Origin of the sequence: Cytobacillus sp. FSL R7-0696 (assembly GCF_038006865.1) — a bacterium.
GTDB lineage: Bacteria > Bacillota > Bacilli > Bacillales > Cytobacillaceae > Cytobacillus > Cytobacillus kochii.
Genome location: NZ_JBBOWA010000001.1, coordinates 4,132,915 through 4,148,587, shown reverse-complemented (window position 1 = coordinate 4,148,587; position 15,673 = coordinate 4,132,915). Strand labels below are relative to the sequence as shown.

Below are 15,673 nucleotides of genomic sequence, written 5' to 3'. Positions count from 1 at the left end.
TCACATAGGAATTGGTGTCCCCTTTTTTGTTGCCATATCAATACTTTCCAGATTAAATTTTCAAATTTCACACATCAATTCGCAGATAAATTGGAAACATCACATAAAATTATGTGGCGTTGTTAAAACGAGTGCTAAAATGTTTGCGAATTGGATTTACTAATTTAATGACCAATTTTAGACAGGAGACTAATAAGGATGAAGTTCATTAAACCCAAAAATCAAAATGCAGAAAAGGTAGATTGGCTCATATCGGAACGGGCAAGAAATATTGTAAAAAGCTATGAAGAATACACGGAGCATAGCGAGAGCGAAGTCGCCAATTTATTTCTTCTCAACCTGTTGGATGATAAAGAATTCAGCGCTTGGATTGAAAACAGGAGAAATAACAGACGGATGGTTAAGCAGCTTGGAATTGAAGATTTAGTAGGTGACGAAAAGATTGGCTAAATTAAAGCGATTGGCTACCAAAGAAGATTTTATAATTCAGGTTCTATCCCCTCTTTCAATGAGTGAAATTGGGGATAGAACGAAAGATTATGATGTATTAACACCGAAGCAGTTTGGAACAAAGTATAAAGATTTACTGTTCACGCCTATTGAACTTACTTGGAATGGCAATACACATCAAATTCAATACCATCATTGTTCACATCATGGATTACACGTCGGTTCAACTTACACGACAATTGCACATCTATGGCTCATTAAACGGTTCGTGAAAGCCCCTGAGTGGCATTTTGTGACTGATGAAAACAATTTTCTTCTCTACATCCATCAACCGAGTATTCTCAAAAGAAATACGGCTATCTGATGCCCATCATTTCTTGTGTCAAACGGAAAAAACGAAAACTAGCAAACAGGCGCGTGAGGAATTTATTCAAGCAAGAGTTGATTTAGTTAATTGGGGATCAATGCAAGGATTTGGAACAGGCTCTCTAAGAAAATTGGCATTTCTGCAATCACAAGAATTGTTTGAGCAACATCATTTCCACAAAGAAGTTTCCACATCATCAGGAATACACCTAGAATATGCCGATAATCCTATCTTGCATCCTCTTGCTACGATTGATAGAGGGTTGCGTTCTGTTGATTGCACGACAAACCTTTCTTCGTTGGAACCGAAAGATGTGGCTGCTTTAATATTGAATATGAATGACTGCAACCAATACCTTATTCAACAAATTCACAGAAGATTATCCATATTAGAAAGACCATTAACCACAGCCCGTGGTGATGGAGAAAGTTATCTCTATTCCAATTTCAATCCAAAGTATGCTCAAATGGCTATCACAATCCTGTGAACTTATTACAACTTTTGTTTTGCCTATAAATCGAACGGAACAATGGAAACACCTGCACAACGATTGAGTATTACAAATAAAAAGTTCGATTTAAAAGATATTATTTATCTGAGGTAGTTCGCTTTAATACGAAGCAAACTTATTTTTTAAATAAGGAATTGGAAAATTTATGTTAAAATTATATCACAAAATGCAAATGGACAAAAATTAGGATAGAGGTGAAATTGATATGAAAAAAAGATTAGTATTCTTTATAATAGGAACGATTTTATTTTTAACTTCTCTGCCATTAAGCACAGAAATGATAATGGAACTCATACATAATCAAAAAATGAATAAAGAGTATAAGATTACAAATGTAAGCAAAGGTGAACCCCCTACTAAATCTACATTTAATTTTAAAGACCATATTGTAGAGGTTAAAGAAACAATAATAGATGAAGAAAGTTATATAGACCCTTGGAGTAATAAAATTGGCATCGCAGATTTATCATTAAAATTAGATGGGAAGAAAATAGATACGTTAAAAGGTTATCCGATAAGGATAGATGAAAAAGGTTTGAATAGATACTATGGAGAAATTGCATATTTAATCTTAGAAGATAAAAAAATGATAAAACCCAATTCATTCTACTTTTGAAAAAAACAAGAGAACTAGAAAAAGAGATGCCAAATGGAGATATAGTCGGAGGGGTACCTTCAGAGAAATTGAAGTACACTCTATACACATTAGATGAAGATGGTAATTTCAAAAATAAATCTTTTAATTTTACCGAACGAGACGCTTTACAAACAGAACTACTTAATGCTGGTGTAGTTGTTCCTTATTCGATTGGATATTACACTGACGCTTGGGAAGGTTATCCTACAATATTCTTCCCCTTAATATTCCCATTTTTAACCTTGTTACTAGGATTAGTATTAATACTTGTCTTTTTTCCGATTAGAAAAGTAAAAAAATATAACATCAAAAAACGCTCAGAATAAATCTGAGCGTTTTTACTTGCCATTTACATTACTAATTTACTGTTGAAATATACGCTAATTAACTTGTTTTTTACTTAGTTATTAGCAATTTTCTCCCCATCAACCGAACCCATTATCATAAAAGTGATGTACTTTTTTTATGTGTCATTATCCTTCTTTTAGTTGATCATTTTTTTAAAACTCTGAAGGCGTCCTTCTAATGCTTCTTGGTCAACAGGGAAGATTACTGTGTTAGTAAATGATTTTTTTATATTAACGTTAAATCTTCTAGTTAACTAATTTTCATCAAGGGAAATAGACAGAACTTCTGTTCATTTAATCTTAGTTACTTTAAAATTTTAGATAGAATATTTTTATGGGCGTTTGACAATTTTAACAAATTAAAGTTTCCAGCTCTAGCTAAACTTTTAATGATTTTTACTTCTTTCCAAGCTAAATCATATAGAGATTGATTAAAAATATTATTTTTTAGAGCATCTTCAAGTTCGTCGTCATCCAAAACATATAATTCCCCGGTTGGTAATATAACAATATCTAAGAATAAATCGTCTATCCATGGAATAGTATTGTCTATTCCATAATGGAGGCATATGTCTATATACCACTGAATGATATTCCCTTTAGAATCGAACATCGTAGTTACTGTATGGTTTTTTCTTAAAGGAAATTGTTGAAGCCACATATATCCATCATCCACTATACATAATTTCTTTCTCCCATAACTTACACATAATGGAGATGTAACGGATAGTGTATGTAATAAAGTTATGTGTCCCTTAAAGTTTTTGGTATTGAGGAAAGCCTGTGAATATTTCCTTTTATCAATTCTTTTCCAATCTGAACGATCTCCGAACTTCCTCTTTAGCATCATCATCCCCCACGCTTGTTTTTTTACGCAAATTATAGCATTTGATTGTAATGAGTTTAATTGTATTAAACAAATTTATTTAAAATAATAGATCTTACTGAATATATTTCATAAGTAATGCTGTTACTTCTAAAATTAATGGGCTTCCTTTTACTGAGCTATTATAGTGAGAAAAAATTTAATTAAGGAGAGAGGAATTTTACAATAGGAGGTCTAATACTATTAATAGTCAGAATATTTTCAACAAAACCTATGAAATGTAAGCGCAATCATTCAAGTAGAAAGGTGTGAGTAATTGATGGACAACCACAATCATCAAGATTTCCCTTCCTATGATGCAATTATTGTTGGTGCTGGGTTTTCTGGCATGTATATGCTCTACAGATTACGAGAACGTGGCTTGAAGGTACGGGTGTTTGAAAAAGGTGCTGGTGTAGGGGGAGCTTGGTATTGGAGCCGCTATCCTGGTGCGAGGTGTGACTCAGAAAGCCATACGTATAATTTTACCTTTTCTGAAACGTTATATGAAGAATGGTCTTGGCGTTCTCGTTATCCGACACAACCAGAAATTCTCGAATACTTAAACTTTGTAGCAGATCGCTTACAACTGAGAGAGGATATTGAGTTAGAAACAGAAATAAGAGCGGCTCATTTTGATGAAGAAATTACACAATGGAGAGTGTTTTTACAAGATGGTCGACAATTGATATGTAAATATTTCATTACAGCTGTCGGTTGTCTATCAGCACATGCGAAGAATATACCGAAAATACCAGGTTATAGCCAGTATAAAGGTGAAAGCTATCACACAGGTACTTGGCCACATCACGAAGTAGATTTTCATGGCAAGAAAGTAGGGATTATTGGTAATGGCTCAAGTGGAATTCAAAGTTTACCGGTTATTGCAGAAACAGCAGCGGAAGTATATAGCTTCCAAAGAACTCCTCAATATGCGATTCCCGCACAAAATCACCCTTACACAGAAGAAGAAATCAATGAATATAAAGCAAATCGATTAGATACAAGAAAGAAAATGTTTCAATCTCATACTGGTTATCCCTTTTTTTCACGACCGTTTTCTGCCTTAGAGGAAAATCAATATAAACGGCAGGAAGTTTATGAAACAGCATGGAAGAAAGGCGGCTTTGAGATAAGTGCCACTTATAATGATTTATTAATTAATGAAACCTCTAATGAAACACTTAGTCAATTTGTTCGAGATAAGATAAAACAAGTTGTTAAGGATCAATCGTTAGCAGAAAAATTGTTACCCACTTACCCAATTGCCACTAAACGTCTAGTTCTTGATACAAATTATTATGAATCATTTAATTTGCCACATGTTCATTTTGTTGATGTAAAAGCTGCGCCTATAACACAATTCAGTGAAAAGGGTATTTGCACAACAGGCAGAGAGTATCCCTTAGATATGGTTGTGTTCGCTACAGGTTATGATGGAATGACCGGACCATTATTAACGATGGATATTAAAGGACGTGGAGGAGAATCACTTAAGGAGAAATGGGAACATGGAGCTAATGTATCAACTTATTTAGGTGTTGCCACTAACCTCTTCCCGAATATGTTTATGATTACTGGACCACAAAGTCCATCTGTAGCAACAAATATGCCGACAAGTATTGAACAGCATGTGGATTGGATTGACCGTTTTATTGCTTATATAGAGGCAGAGGGGCTCGAAATGGTAGAAGCGAATGCGCAACAAGAAGAAACATGGCGTATCCACTGTGAAGAAGTATATAGACAAACATTATATAGCAAAACCCCTTCTTGGTATTCTGGAGCAAATGTAGAAGGAAAGCCTGAAGCATTTTTAATTTACCTGGGTGGACTAGGACAATACGGGAAAATCCTCGAGAACTGTGCTACTAGTGAGTATAGTGGATTTGACCAACATTCTTCCATCACAAAAAGTATGTAAAGGAGTGCTATTAATGGATTTTATGAGTAGAGTAGCAGAAGAAATAAGAGAAATCTGTGAGATTTTCCCACCATTTAAGTTACCAGAGGGATTAGAAGCAGCAAGGCAGGCTGCATTCGTCCCAGTCGAAACATCCCCTTATGTAAGAATCAATCAATTATCTATTCAAGGTGGAGATAAACAAAGAATGTTAGTGAAGATTTATGAACCTTCTAATAGAAATGAAGAGGCACTTCCAGCTGTTCTTTTCATACATGGTGGAGGTTATGTTACTGGTCATCCAGATGGTAGTGATGCTATTTGTCAAGCGTTTGTAAAAGAAGCTGAATGTGTGGTTGTGTCAGTGGATTATCGGTTAGCTCCAGAGCATCGCTATCCTTGTGCAATAGAAGATTGCTATGCTGCCTTGTTATGGATGCATGAGAGCTGTGAAGAATTAAAGATTGATAGAAGTAGAATCGCAGTAGCTGGTCAGAGTGCGGGCGGAGGATTAACAGCTGCCCTCTCATTGTTAGCACGAGATAGAAGCGGTCCGAAAATAGCCTTTCAAATGCCGCTTTATCCAATGATAGATGATCGTAATACGAGTGCATCAAGCTATGAAATCACCGATGAAAAAGCGATATGGAATCGTGGCAATAACCTAGCAGCATGGAGGATGTATTTAGGTAAAAATATCAATGGCGAGATTTCACCGTATGCTGCGCCGGCAAGAGCAAAAAATTATTCTGGCCTACCACCAACCTATACCTGTGTGGGTCAATTGGATCCATTTAGAGATGAAACAATTGAATATGTCTCGCGACTTGCGAAAGATGGAGTCGATGTAGAGTTTCATATTTATCCTGGCGCTTATCATGCCTTTGAATTATTAAATCCAACTTCTGATTTGGGTAGTGCAGCAATTCAAAACTATATACAAGCATTAAAGAAAGCGCTTAACCCAAAAGTGAAAATCATGAAGTAAAAAAATGAGCTGCGAGATTGAATCGCAGCTCATTTTTACAGAAAATAATATTGTTAATTTAGAAATATCTGATATTTAATTGACGGGTAACAGAAATATGGGTTAAATTGGACATATAGAAAACAGATGAAATAAGTGTTACCGTTTTCATTCGTTCTTTGAAGGGAGAAAAGAAAATGTCTCGTTTACCAAAACAATTTCAGCAATTACAGTTACCGGTCATTGGATCACCACTTTTTATTATTAGTAACCCAAAGCTAGTTATTGAACAATGTAAAGCTGGTATCGTTGGATCAATGCCAGCATTAAATGCCAGACCTTCTTCTCAGTTAGATGAATGGTTAGCGCAAATTACAGAAGAGCTTGCTGATTATAATGCACAAAACCCGGATAAACCGGCTGCACCCTTTGCAATTAATCAAATCGTACATAAATCAAATCAAAGATTAGAAAAAGATATGGAGCTATGCGTGAAATATAAAGTGCCAATTATAATTACCTCTCTAGGAGCGAGAGAGGAAGTATTCTCCGCTACTCATAGTTATGGTGGTATTGCACTCCATGATGTAATCAATAACACTTTTGCACATAAAGCGATAGAAAAAGGCGCAGATGGTTTAATTGCTGTTGCTGCAGGAGCGGGTGGCCATGCTGGTGATAAAAGTCCGTTTGCGCTCATTCAAGAAATTAGACAATGGTTTGATGGAACATTAGCGCTTTCGGGCTCTATTGCGAACGGACAAGCCATTTTAGCTGCGCAAGCGTTGGGAGCAGACTTAGCCTATATCGGCTCGCCATTTATCGCTACAGAGGAAGCTAGAGCCTCAGAAGAGTATAAACAAGCTATTGTTGATGGTTCGTCCGATGATATTGTTTATAGTAATCTATTTACTGGGGTTCATGGTAACTATTTAAAACCATCCATAAAAGCGGCTGGTTTGGATCCTGATAATCTACCAGATAGTGATCCAAGCAAAATGAATTTTGGGGAAAATCGAGTAAAAGCATGGAAAGATGTTTGGGGAAGTGGACAAGGGATTGCTGCCATTTCCGCGGTGACAACTACCGCTAATTATGTCAATAAACTAAAACAGGAATATAAACAAGCACAAGAAGACTTGTTCGCTTATAGCAAACAATTTACGTGAACAATGAATCTTTTAGCCACCTTTTAGGTGGCTTTTTTAATGTCCGAATTTATAAGCATACAAAAATTAACGAAAATAATTCTAACAGAACTATGTTCCAAATATTCAATAGATAGAGAAAAAACAAAAAATGCAATTAAGTAAGAAAAGGGCGAAAGTTGAAAAATGTTTTATTGCAATATACAGTTAGACTGTATATAATTGAACTATATAGTTTAACTGTATATATAGTGTCGGGGTGATTCCATGGACATAAATAAATATTCTCCATTAACCGAAACAACCTATTACATTTTATTATCATTAATTGAACCTTCCCATGGATATGTGATGATGCAAAAAGTGGAGGAATTAAGTGACAACAAAGTGAAAATAGCGGCAGGAACGATGTACGGAGCAATAGAAAATTTAGTGAAACAACGGTTAATACAATCTGTGCAAAGTGATGATAAACGTAGAAAAACGTATGTGATCACAGAGAAAGGAATTGAGGTACTAAGACAAGATTATAAGAGGATGAGCCATATGATTCGCATTACTAATAACTTATTCTCTAATACAGATAAGTAGTGGAGGGGAGAAGATGCGCAAATTCAAGGTTTTTAATGACTTTGATAAAGAGGAACAATGGTTAGAGAGAATGGCGAGTGAAGGATACCAATTAGAAAGCACTTATTTCGGCTACAAATTTCGGTTAGTTGATCCAAAAGAGAAAAAAATTAAAATAGATTTCAGAAAGTTCAAGCATTCAGCAGACTTTTTGGATTATATTACACTGTTTGAGGATAGTGGGTGGAGACATATAGCGGGATCAAAATATTCAGGGATTCAATATTTTGAGAAAATCGATGACCAAGCCATAGATGACATTTTTTCTGATAATGTTTCAAAGGCAAAAAGGTATCAGCGCTACGCTCATTCTTCTCTCATGCTTGCCATTGGTAACTTCCCACTAATAATCTTTCTTTATTTTACAGACATTATTGATCCAGTCTATCTCATTCGACCAAGTGAACTTTACTTAACGCCGGGGCTATGGGACAAAAGTGGAACCTCATTTTGGTTTTCGTTCATTTTTGAGACACCTTTTGCCTTGTTAAGAGGGGCAGCTTGGACATTCATTCCACTATCTGTTCTATTCTATTTATTCTTTAGTTATAAAGCAAATAAACGGTATATTCAATCAATGATAAAAAAATAACAGGATTCTTCATAGCAAAGGTAGGGGAGAACAATGGAATCTGAATTAAAGAGGGGCTTTCTTGTAAGACAAAGAGCATTTTTGAAGTTGTATTTACTAAAAATGATTGAAGCGAATAAACGTTATGGTACTCAGTTTTTAGATGATCTGAGAACCGAATTTAAACCATATGGATATCATCCTACTCATTCCGAAATCTATAAAACATTACATGAGTTAACGAGAGAGGGATGGGTGAGAAGAGAAAAAAAGTTACTTGGTGAACCTGGAGTAGATTTTCAAGAAATTATTATTTATCATCTTACGGATAAGGGGAAGCAAGAATACGAACTATATAGAAAGCAAATGAAAGTGGAGCTTGACCGTTGTTTAGGACTGCTAAATCAGGCCATGAGTGATCATTACGGACCAATAAAAAGAAAATAAATTTTTCAAGTCTATTTTTGCATTATTCTTCCAATAAAGGGCATCCTTATAATAATGTTAGGAGGGTCTTTATAATGAAGAAAGAAGTGCTTGTCGCATTAACTGCCTTTTTCTTGATGAGTTTATCCACGATGACCGCTGTATATGCCGGTGTAGACAAGAATGAAGAGCAAAAAACAATCATTACCCAAGAAGCAGAGCTTTCTGGAAAAGAGTTAAAAGAGACGATAAAAATTAAAGGTATCCGTTATGAAGAGGAAGCTGGTTTTTTTAAAGAATTATCATTAGAAGTAGAAGATGATCTTAAAAAAACTGTCAAAGTAGATTTAGAACCGGGGTTTGACCCACGATTAAAGATAATTGATTTTAATGATGATGGTGAAAAGGAATTGCTAGTGAAAATCAACAGCGAAGATAGTGGAGAAAATGCTTCATTCTATCTTTATAGTTATCAAGATGGAAAACTAATTAACTTAGGTGTACCTGACCCAGTCATTTCTACTGCGCAATTAGAGGATAATTATGAAGCTGTTATTGCAGTAGAAAATGAAAATAGGGAAGTAACTTTTGATTTGGCTGGGAATGCAAAAGCATATGAAAAACTCGGTATATATCATAAAGGGAAATTAAACGAACCATTTGAACTAACTGTTAACTCATACAATATGCTTACTCCTTTTGAAAATACAAAGGGAGAAAAGGGCTTGAAGGGAATGCAAAGGGTCACAGGTATAGACCAAAATGATACTATAGCTTATTTGCAATCTTTTTGGAAAAGAGAAGATGAAAAATGGCAATTAGTGAACGTAGAAATTTTGGATGTAAGAAACAAATAAGCGGTTATGGCTAAATAGCTTATAGTTTATCTTCTTTAAAGATAAACTATAAGCATTTTTTATGATATGGGTAGAGAATGGGGTACAAATCTCTAGCTAGCACAACTTTAGCTAATGGGCATATGATGTATAGAAGTAACAATCTTTTAATGAAGGGGAAGGATTCAATGAATCAAGAATTAGATTTAACAAAATTAAAGGTTGATATTCTTGCTCCTGCAACAAATGTTAAGCCAGTTGAATATAGAAATTATTACTTTCGACAGCCTTATGGAGATGAACAAGCTTATTTAAGCATTTCTATTGAGAACGTAAAAAGCAATGAGAACACTCATTCTGACGCGCTTCAGGCACAGTGGATACCGCAAATGGGGCAATATGTATTGTTCTGCCGTTTTCAAATTAGCAAAGGAGAGTATACTGAACCGTATGCTAAGATACGATATCTTATTTATGAAAGAGAAATCAATACTTGGTTAACAGCGCTGGTTTATGGGGATCAACATTTTTTACAGCATTATCCATGGTTACTCGATTCACCAATCTACGTACAGTTTCAATCTGATTATCCTGCGTTTAATAAGATACAATATTATGGAAATGTAAGACAGTTTTTAAGCAAAGCTTTACAAAGACAATAATATTATTATGTAAACTAAAAGTTATAAATCGAAGCATGGTTTATAACTTTTTCCAATTAAAATTGTGAATGATCTTAGAGATCAAGGAGTTATTTTTATATCATGCAGAAAAACTGATAATGGATAAAGCTATTTTCTGTTACATCTAAACTTAGTTATGAGCGTTCAGCAGCTGGCAATGCTGAAGCAAGAATAGAAAAGGTAGCTAAGAAAGAGTTAATACGGTATTTTAATCGTATACAACTTAGGTAGAGCAAGAACGTAAATAAAATCATTGAGTTAACTGCGATTTTTTTAATTAGATAATAGATTGATTGATACACTAAAACTTGAATCATATGCGAATCAATCATTTTGTTAAAGTTATTAAATAGGATTACATATAGATTTGCAATTTTTGATTACAATGGAAAACAATTTATCACAAAAATAAGATCAGGAATCATAAAATTTTATTCTGTCTCAATGTTTTAAGTATACTTAGATATTGAGACAGAAATGATTAAAATTACTTAACTTCCTATAATATATATTATGTAAACTAGATAAAAATGATAAGAAAAGTAGTTACTTTCATTTCATTGCGATTTCCCGCTTACGACTTCACTTCGATCTATGCAAAAATAGCAACTATGTTCATTTTTCTATGCCAAAGTTCTTTAACCTTTCATAATCCTTATTCTTTCGAATGGTCAGGATGATAAACTAATGATTTGTTTTCGGATACCGTGGTACCTTCCCATTAACTTTGACGTTGATTTAATTATGCTGAGTATTGGATATTTTTTTGTCATTCATGATAAAATTCATTCCTCAGTTTACATAATAAGTATTGCTCGAATGCTACTTTAAAAAGATTTTCATTCATTTAAGAACGCTGGGCTTAAATAGTTAAATATAAGAACATGAGATTAACTAATAGTGTACTATATTCTTCCCCCACTTATAGTTAATATGTTTATACAGAGCTGGTGATTTTGTTAATAGAGTAAATTTGCATATCTTTAATTTTATGTACAATTCTCCCTCCCTTCTTCTGCCTTTGCTAACAACGTTTAATACATCAATTTGACATATATAGAAATATCGATATAATAGCAATATGGAACCTATCGATATTTTTAAAGCATTATCTAATGAAACGAGGCTAAATATCTTACTGTGGTTAAAAGATCCAGAGAAGCACTTTCCAAAACAGGGGGCTCACCTACCTAAGGAAGTGAGTTACAAAGGCGGAGTATGTGTTGGAGATATACAAGAAAAGGCTAAAGTTTCCCAATCTACAGTGTCACACTACTTAAATATGATGCAGAAAGCAGGATTATTAGAATCTGTTCGTTATGGTCAATGGACTTATTATCGAAGAAATGAGGAAGCTATTAGTCAATTTGCTGAATATTTTAAAACGGAAATCTAAGTTTTTATGATTTTCGTATTTTTTTTAATGCATATATCGATAATTCTAGATATTTGAATTTAAGACAGGAGGATTTAATCATGCGGTTTATTGCATATATTTTTGCATTATTGGCTGGAATGGCACTTAGTTTTGAAGGAGCTATTTACGGTGAACTAGGTAAAAATATTGGAAAATTAGAGACTAGTTTTTATAACTTTATTGTAGGTGCAATCATTCTTGGTCTATTATGGTTATTTTTTGGAAAAGGTAATTTATCATACGCAATTAAAGCGCCTAAATGGTCCCTTTTAGGAGGAGTCTTAGGTGTTGTTTACTTAACAGCAATAGTAATTAGTATCCCATTTGTTGGAGTTGGGATCACTATGGTTGCTGTCATCCTTGGCCAATTGATTATGAGTATGGTAATTGAGCATTTTGGATGGTTAGGAACAAATAAAGTGAAAATTAATAGAGAGAAAGTTTTAGCTGTCATTTCAATGATGATAGCACTCATATTAGTTAACTAGGAGAGGTTTTTATTATGGGAATTATTATGATTTTATTTACTTTAATTGGTGGTATAACATTAAGTGCACAATCAGCAATAAATGGATCATTCAGCCGTAGAGCAGGTACAATCGAAACTACGTTTTTAACATTTATAACAGGCAGTATGTTATTGGCCCTTATTATATTATTCTTTGGTCAAGGAAATATATTTGCCATATTTGACGCACCTCTTTGGCAACTAAGTGCAGTTTTCTTAGGAGTTATATTTTTGCTCTTTAATGTTTTTGCTGTTACAAAAATTGGCGTTATAGCTACTAGTATTACGGTGATTATCGGGCAATTAGTCATTAGTGTTGTAATTGATCACTTTGGATGGTTTAATAGTTTAATTATTCCATGGATACTAAACGATGGTTTGCTCTTTTATTTATGTTAATAGCCTTATATTTCATATTTAAAGGGAATAAGCGTTCTGTGGTAGAAGCGAAACAACAAAAGTAGTTGAGGTTACTTCACTTAATGCATTTAAGAATCCCCTATTAATCAGTATGTCATTAGGTAGCATAGCTAAATCATCTCAATTTTTTTATCGCAATGAATTTAACTATTATTCTTCAGCTCTATTAGAGCGGGACTTGGAGTTCATATCTCATTAGGGTATTAAGAATCAACAAAACCAGTCATCAACACTATAGATGACTGGTTTTGAATTTGACTCTGATAAAAGCATCAGTCTGTGTTTTACCTACTATTTGTAACTTTTGCTATTAATGGATAGCAACCTCGCTTTGATATTTTAAGTCCCCTGCCGCTTTCACCCTTACTCTAGTTGCATTTCCTGGCAAGTAGGCCAATGGGACATCCTCAATATCTACAATTTCTACACTACTTGGTTCAGCCCCAGCTTCCACAGCTTCTTTTATTGCTTGTTCTTTTGCGCTTTGTAACGCAGCAGCTCTGCCAATCTCATCTAGTACAAATATCTTTTCCACTTGCCCGCTTACTTGAGCAATGGCTGAGCCAATGGCATTTGCTACACCTGAATGGTTCGGGCGGATAACATGAGAGGCGCCTTTAAGGGTTTCTGGTAGTAAAATACTACCTCCTCCAACAAGAATAACGGGAACTGGATCAGCACTTGTTTTCATTCTGTCTATTGCTTCTTCGACCATCTCAACCATTCTTACGTATATTTTATCTAATAAATTTTTATCAAGATGTGACACTTTTTTAACGTCTCCTAAATTACTTTTCCCAAGTGCCACAACAACATCAGTAGTAGTTAATGTATCTCCACCGAAGACCAATCCTTTCTCTGGTAATCGATACCCCACACTTTCAGGACCGATTGTAAAAGAATGTTCGTCTTCTATTTTTATAATTGTTCCTCCCCCTAAGCCTATAGAAACTAAATCCGGCATACGGAAGTTCGTTCTTGCTCCACCAATCTCAACTGCAAGAGAAGATTCTCGTGGAAATGATTGCACTAACACACCTACATCAGATGTTGTTCCTCCTACATCTACGACTATGGCATCCGATAATTCACTTAAATATGAAGCACCTCTCAAAGAATTAGTAGGTCCGCATGCAACTGTGAAAATAGGGTATTTCATTGCATATTTTACAGACATCAATGTTCCGTCATTTTGTCCAAAGAATACTTTCGCTTGAATCCCTTCATTTTTTAATGCATCGATAAACCCTTCTGCAGCCATCTTTGCGACATTAATAACTGAAGCGTTTAATATGGTCGCATTCTCCCTTTCTAATAGCCCTACAGAACCAATCTCAGAAGATAACGATAATGCGATAGAGTCTCCCAATACTTCTTGAAAAATCTCGGCTGCTCTTTCTTCGTGTGCCTTTGATACCGGAGAGAAAACAGAAGTAATTGCTATGGAATCCACTTTTTCCTTTAATTCATTTGCGATTTCATATAAGTGATTTTCATCAAGTTCAACTATTTCTCTTCCATCAAATTCATGACCCCCTCGCACTAAGAAGACATGTTCACCTAGTAATTCTCTAAGGTCATTTGGGACACCTATTAAAGGTTTGACTGCCAGTGTCGCTGGCGCACCAATTCGTACTACCGCCACTTGATTTAGTCTCTTTCTTTCAACAATCGCATTCGTGCAATGAGTTGTTCCTAACATTGCATATTTTATATTTTCTTTTGGCACATTCGCATGAGAAACAATTTTGTGCATTGCATGATATATGCCTGTAGCTACATCTTCAGTAGTTGAAGCTTTTGTTTCTGATATGACTTCATTCTTGTCATTTAACAAGACCGCGTCAGTATGAGTACCACCTACATCAATTCCAATTCTATATGTTGCCATCATTGTGTCACTCCTTTTTTTACAAGTTCCTCTACAGGTGTATATGCCATATCATAGCCAAAGTAGTTTGGTCCTACTGTTGCTATGCCTTTTTCTGTTCTCCATTTTGGATGACAAGGGATGCCAATTACAACACATCTAGATCCATAGCGTATGCCTTCTGTTGTTATAGGTAAACCTGTTTCTGAATCGAGTACAGCTATTAAATCCGGCGTCATACATAAAACCTTTTCATTCGTTTGAGCAATAAGATGTTCATTTTGAAAGCGGAGTTTTAAATTTTCACCTTTATTTTGTTCAAGCCCCTCAAAAGTAGCGACACCCTTTGCAAAACCTGATTCAGTTTTCCTATCTATATCAATGACTTTCCCTTTAAATAACTCAAAGCCATTGACTGTTTCTAAAATTTTCTCTATAGGATTCACATTATTTATTTTGGCTAATCTAATACTTTTACCAATTTCCTCTTCAAGCTTAAGAATATTTGTAATCCCACTTTTCTTAAGGTCTTTAGCTGTCATTGAATACATCGCACACATGACAGAACCACCCATTTGTATAGTTGCAGATCTAGCAATCCTCTCTGTCCATACATTATCAATTGTAGACAATAGCGCTGTATTTCCCTTTTCATCAGCTATTATTGCAGGAGTTGCTGATATCCCGTCTAAATAAAAGGTTACCATTTGGAGTTCTGGAAATGCTCGTCCCATCCCATCAGCATCTATTACTGGAATTCCTAATCTTGCAGCTAATGCAAAAGGTAACATACTATTTACACCACCCGCTTCAATAGGAAAAGTCCCGTATATCTTTTCACCTAAATATTCCTCTAATTGATTAAAAGCACGAATAGCTTCCTCACCACTTGGTGCTTTTTCTAACATAACAGTGGGTGCACCCATCATTGATGATGGGACAACTAATGCATCGTCAGGTACTTCCTCCGGGTCTAATAATATTACCTCTCCATATTCTTCAATTGCTTGAAGCGCCATTAACTTACCGATGTACGGATCTCCACCTCCGCCCGTTCCAAGTAAAGCTGCACCAATTGCCATATCCTCAATTTCTTGTTTTCCTATTTTTCTCATTT

General features: G+C 34.9%; 18 protein-coding genes and 1 pseudogene. 16 read left to right on the top strand and 3 right to left on the bottom strand.

Translation table 11 applies throughout. The features are described 5' to 3' along the window. Positions 1-198: 198 nt before the first annotated feature. The 5 genes from MKX29_RS21195 to MKX29_RS21175 all read left to right on the top strand — a co-directional run bounded on the left by MKX29_RS21195 (position 199) and on the right by MKX29_RS21175 (position 2,291). Positions 199-450 (top strand): hypothetical protein, encoded by a 252-nt coding sequence (locus MKX29_RS21195; RefSeq protein ID WP_341107604.1) that lies wholly within the window; start codon positions 199-201, stop codon positions 448-450. After that, a complete protein-coding gene (locus MKX29_RS21190) occupies positions 443-814 on the top strand; it encodes a hypothetical protein (protein WP_341107603.1) in 372 nt (123 codons plus the stop codon). Before MKX29_RS21195 ends, MKX29_RS21190 begins: the two co-directional genes overlap by 8 nt. Further along, positions 750-1,304, top strand: a complete 555-nt coding sequence (locus tag MKX29_RS21185) for a hypothetical protein (RefSeq protein ID WP_341107601.1) — start codon at positions 750-752, stop codon at positions 1,302-1,304. Before MKX29_RS21190 ends, MKX29_RS21185 begins: the two co-directional genes overlap by 65 nt. 229 nt (positions 1,305-1,533) lie before the next feature. Beyond that, complete coding sequence (locus MKX29_RS21180; RefSeq protein ID WP_341107599.1) at positions 1,534-1,944, top strand: hypothetical protein; 411 nt, start codon at positions 1,534-1,536, stop codon at positions 1,942-1,944. Positions 1,945-1,970: 26 nt separating this feature from the next. Beyond that, complete coding sequence (locus MKX29_RS21175) at positions 1,971-2,291, top strand: hypothetical protein (protein ID WP_341107596.1); 321 nt, start codon at positions 1,971-1,973, stop codon at positions 2,289-2,291. A gap of 325 nt (positions 2,292-2,616) precedes the next feature. Here the strand turns inward: MKX29_RS21175 and MKX29_RS21170 are convergent, their stop codons facing one another. Beyond that, entirely contained in the window at positions 2,617-3,159 is a 543-nt protein-coding gene (locus MKX29_RS21170) for a DUF402 domain-containing protein (protein WP_341107594.1), read from the bottom strand. A gap of 298 nt (positions 3,160-3,457) precedes the next feature. On the opposite strand from MKX29_RS21170, the gene MKX29_RS21165 reads away from it, so the two are divergent. The 11 genes and pseudogenes from MKX29_RS21165 (at position 3,458) to MKX29_RS21115 (ending at position 12,730) form a co-directional block, all read left to right on the top strand. Next, complete coding sequence (locus MKX29_RS21165; protein ID WP_341107592.1) at positions 3,458-5,101, top strand: flavin-containing monooxygenase; 1,644 nt, start codon at positions 3,458-3,460, stop codon at positions 5,099-5,101. A 13-nt stretch (positions 5,102-5,114) separates the two neighbouring features. Further along, positions 5,115-6,068: an alpha/beta hydrolase gene (locus MKX29_RS21160; RefSeq protein WP_341107590.1), complete on the top strand. Its 954-nt coding sequence runs from the start codon at positions 5,115-5,117 to the stop codon at positions 6,066-6,068. 176 nt (positions 6,069-6,244) lie between these two features. Next, positions 6,245-7,216 carry an NAD(P)H-dependent flavin oxidoreductase gene (locus MKX29_RS21155; RefSeq protein ID WP_341107588.1) on the top strand — a complete coding sequence of 324 codons (972 nt, stop codon included), beginning with the start codon at positions 6,245-6,247 and terminating at the stop codon, positions 7,214-7,216. A gap of 246 nt (positions 7,217-7,462) precedes the next feature. Beyond that, positions 7,463-7,786 (top strand): PadR family transcriptional regulator, encoded by a 324-nt coding sequence (locus MKX29_RS21150; protein ID WP_224936418.1) that lies wholly within the window; start codon positions 7,463-7,465, stop codon positions 7,784-7,786. Positions 7,787-7,799: 13 nt separating this feature from the next. Continuing rightward, a complete protein-coding gene (locus tag MKX29_RS21145) occupies positions 7,800-8,417 on the top strand; it encodes a DUF2812 domain-containing protein (RefSeq protein WP_341107585.1) in 618 nt (205 codons plus the stop codon). A gap of 33 nt (positions 8,418-8,450) precedes the next feature. Further along, entirely contained in the window at positions 8,451-8,843 is a 393-nt protein-coding gene (locus MKX29_RS21140; RefSeq protein WP_224936420.1) for a helix-turn-helix transcriptional regulator, read from the top strand. 74 nt (positions 8,844-8,917) lie between these two features. Further along, positions 8,918-9,679 (top strand): hypothetical protein, encoded by a 762-nt coding sequence (locus tag MKX29_RS21135; RefSeq protein ID WP_224936421.1) that lies wholly within the window; start codon positions 8,918-8,920, stop codon positions 9,677-9,679. A gap of 77 nt (positions 9,680-9,756) precedes the next feature. Next, positions 9,757-10,320 carry a staygreen family protein gene (locus MKX29_RS21130; protein ID WP_251161590.1) on the top strand — a complete coding sequence of 188 codons (564 nt, stop codon included), beginning with the start codon at positions 9,757-9,759 and terminating at the stop codon, positions 10,318-10,320. 1,102 nt (positions 10,321-11,422) lie between these two features. Continuing rightward, complete coding sequence (locus tag MKX29_RS21125) at positions 11,423-11,737, top strand: ArsR/SmtB family transcription factor (RefSeq protein ID WP_191811650.1); 315 nt, start codon at positions 11,423-11,425, stop codon at positions 11,735-11,737. Between the two features lie 80 nt (positions 11,738-11,817). Then, positions 11,818-12,246, top strand: a complete 429-nt coding sequence (locus MKX29_RS21120; protein ID WP_341107582.1) for a DMT family transporter — start codon at positions 11,818-11,820, stop codon at positions 12,244-12,246. Positions 12,247-12,260: 14 nt separating this feature from the next. Then, positions 12,261-12,730: pseudogene (locus MKX29_RS21115) on the top strand (DMT family transporter). Positions 12,731-12,996: 266 nt separating this feature from the next. On the opposite strand, the gene MKX29_RS21110 reads toward MKX29_RS21115, so the two are convergent. Further along, positions 12,997-14,577 carry a hydantoinase/oxoprolinase family protein gene (locus MKX29_RS21110; RefSeq protein WP_341107581.1) on the bottom strand — a complete coding sequence of 527 codons (1,581 nt, stop codon included), beginning with the start codon at positions 14,575-14,577 and terminating at the stop codon, positions 12,997-12,999. Next, positions 14,577-15,671 (bottom strand): DUF917 domain-containing protein, encoded by a 1,095-nt coding sequence (locus tag MKX29_RS21105; protein ID WP_224936426.1) that lies wholly within the window; start codon positions 15,669-15,671, stop codon positions 14,577-14,579. Before MKX29_RS21105 ends, MKX29_RS21110 begins: the two co-directional genes overlap by 1 nt. Positions 15,672-15,673: the final 2 nt, after the last annotated feature.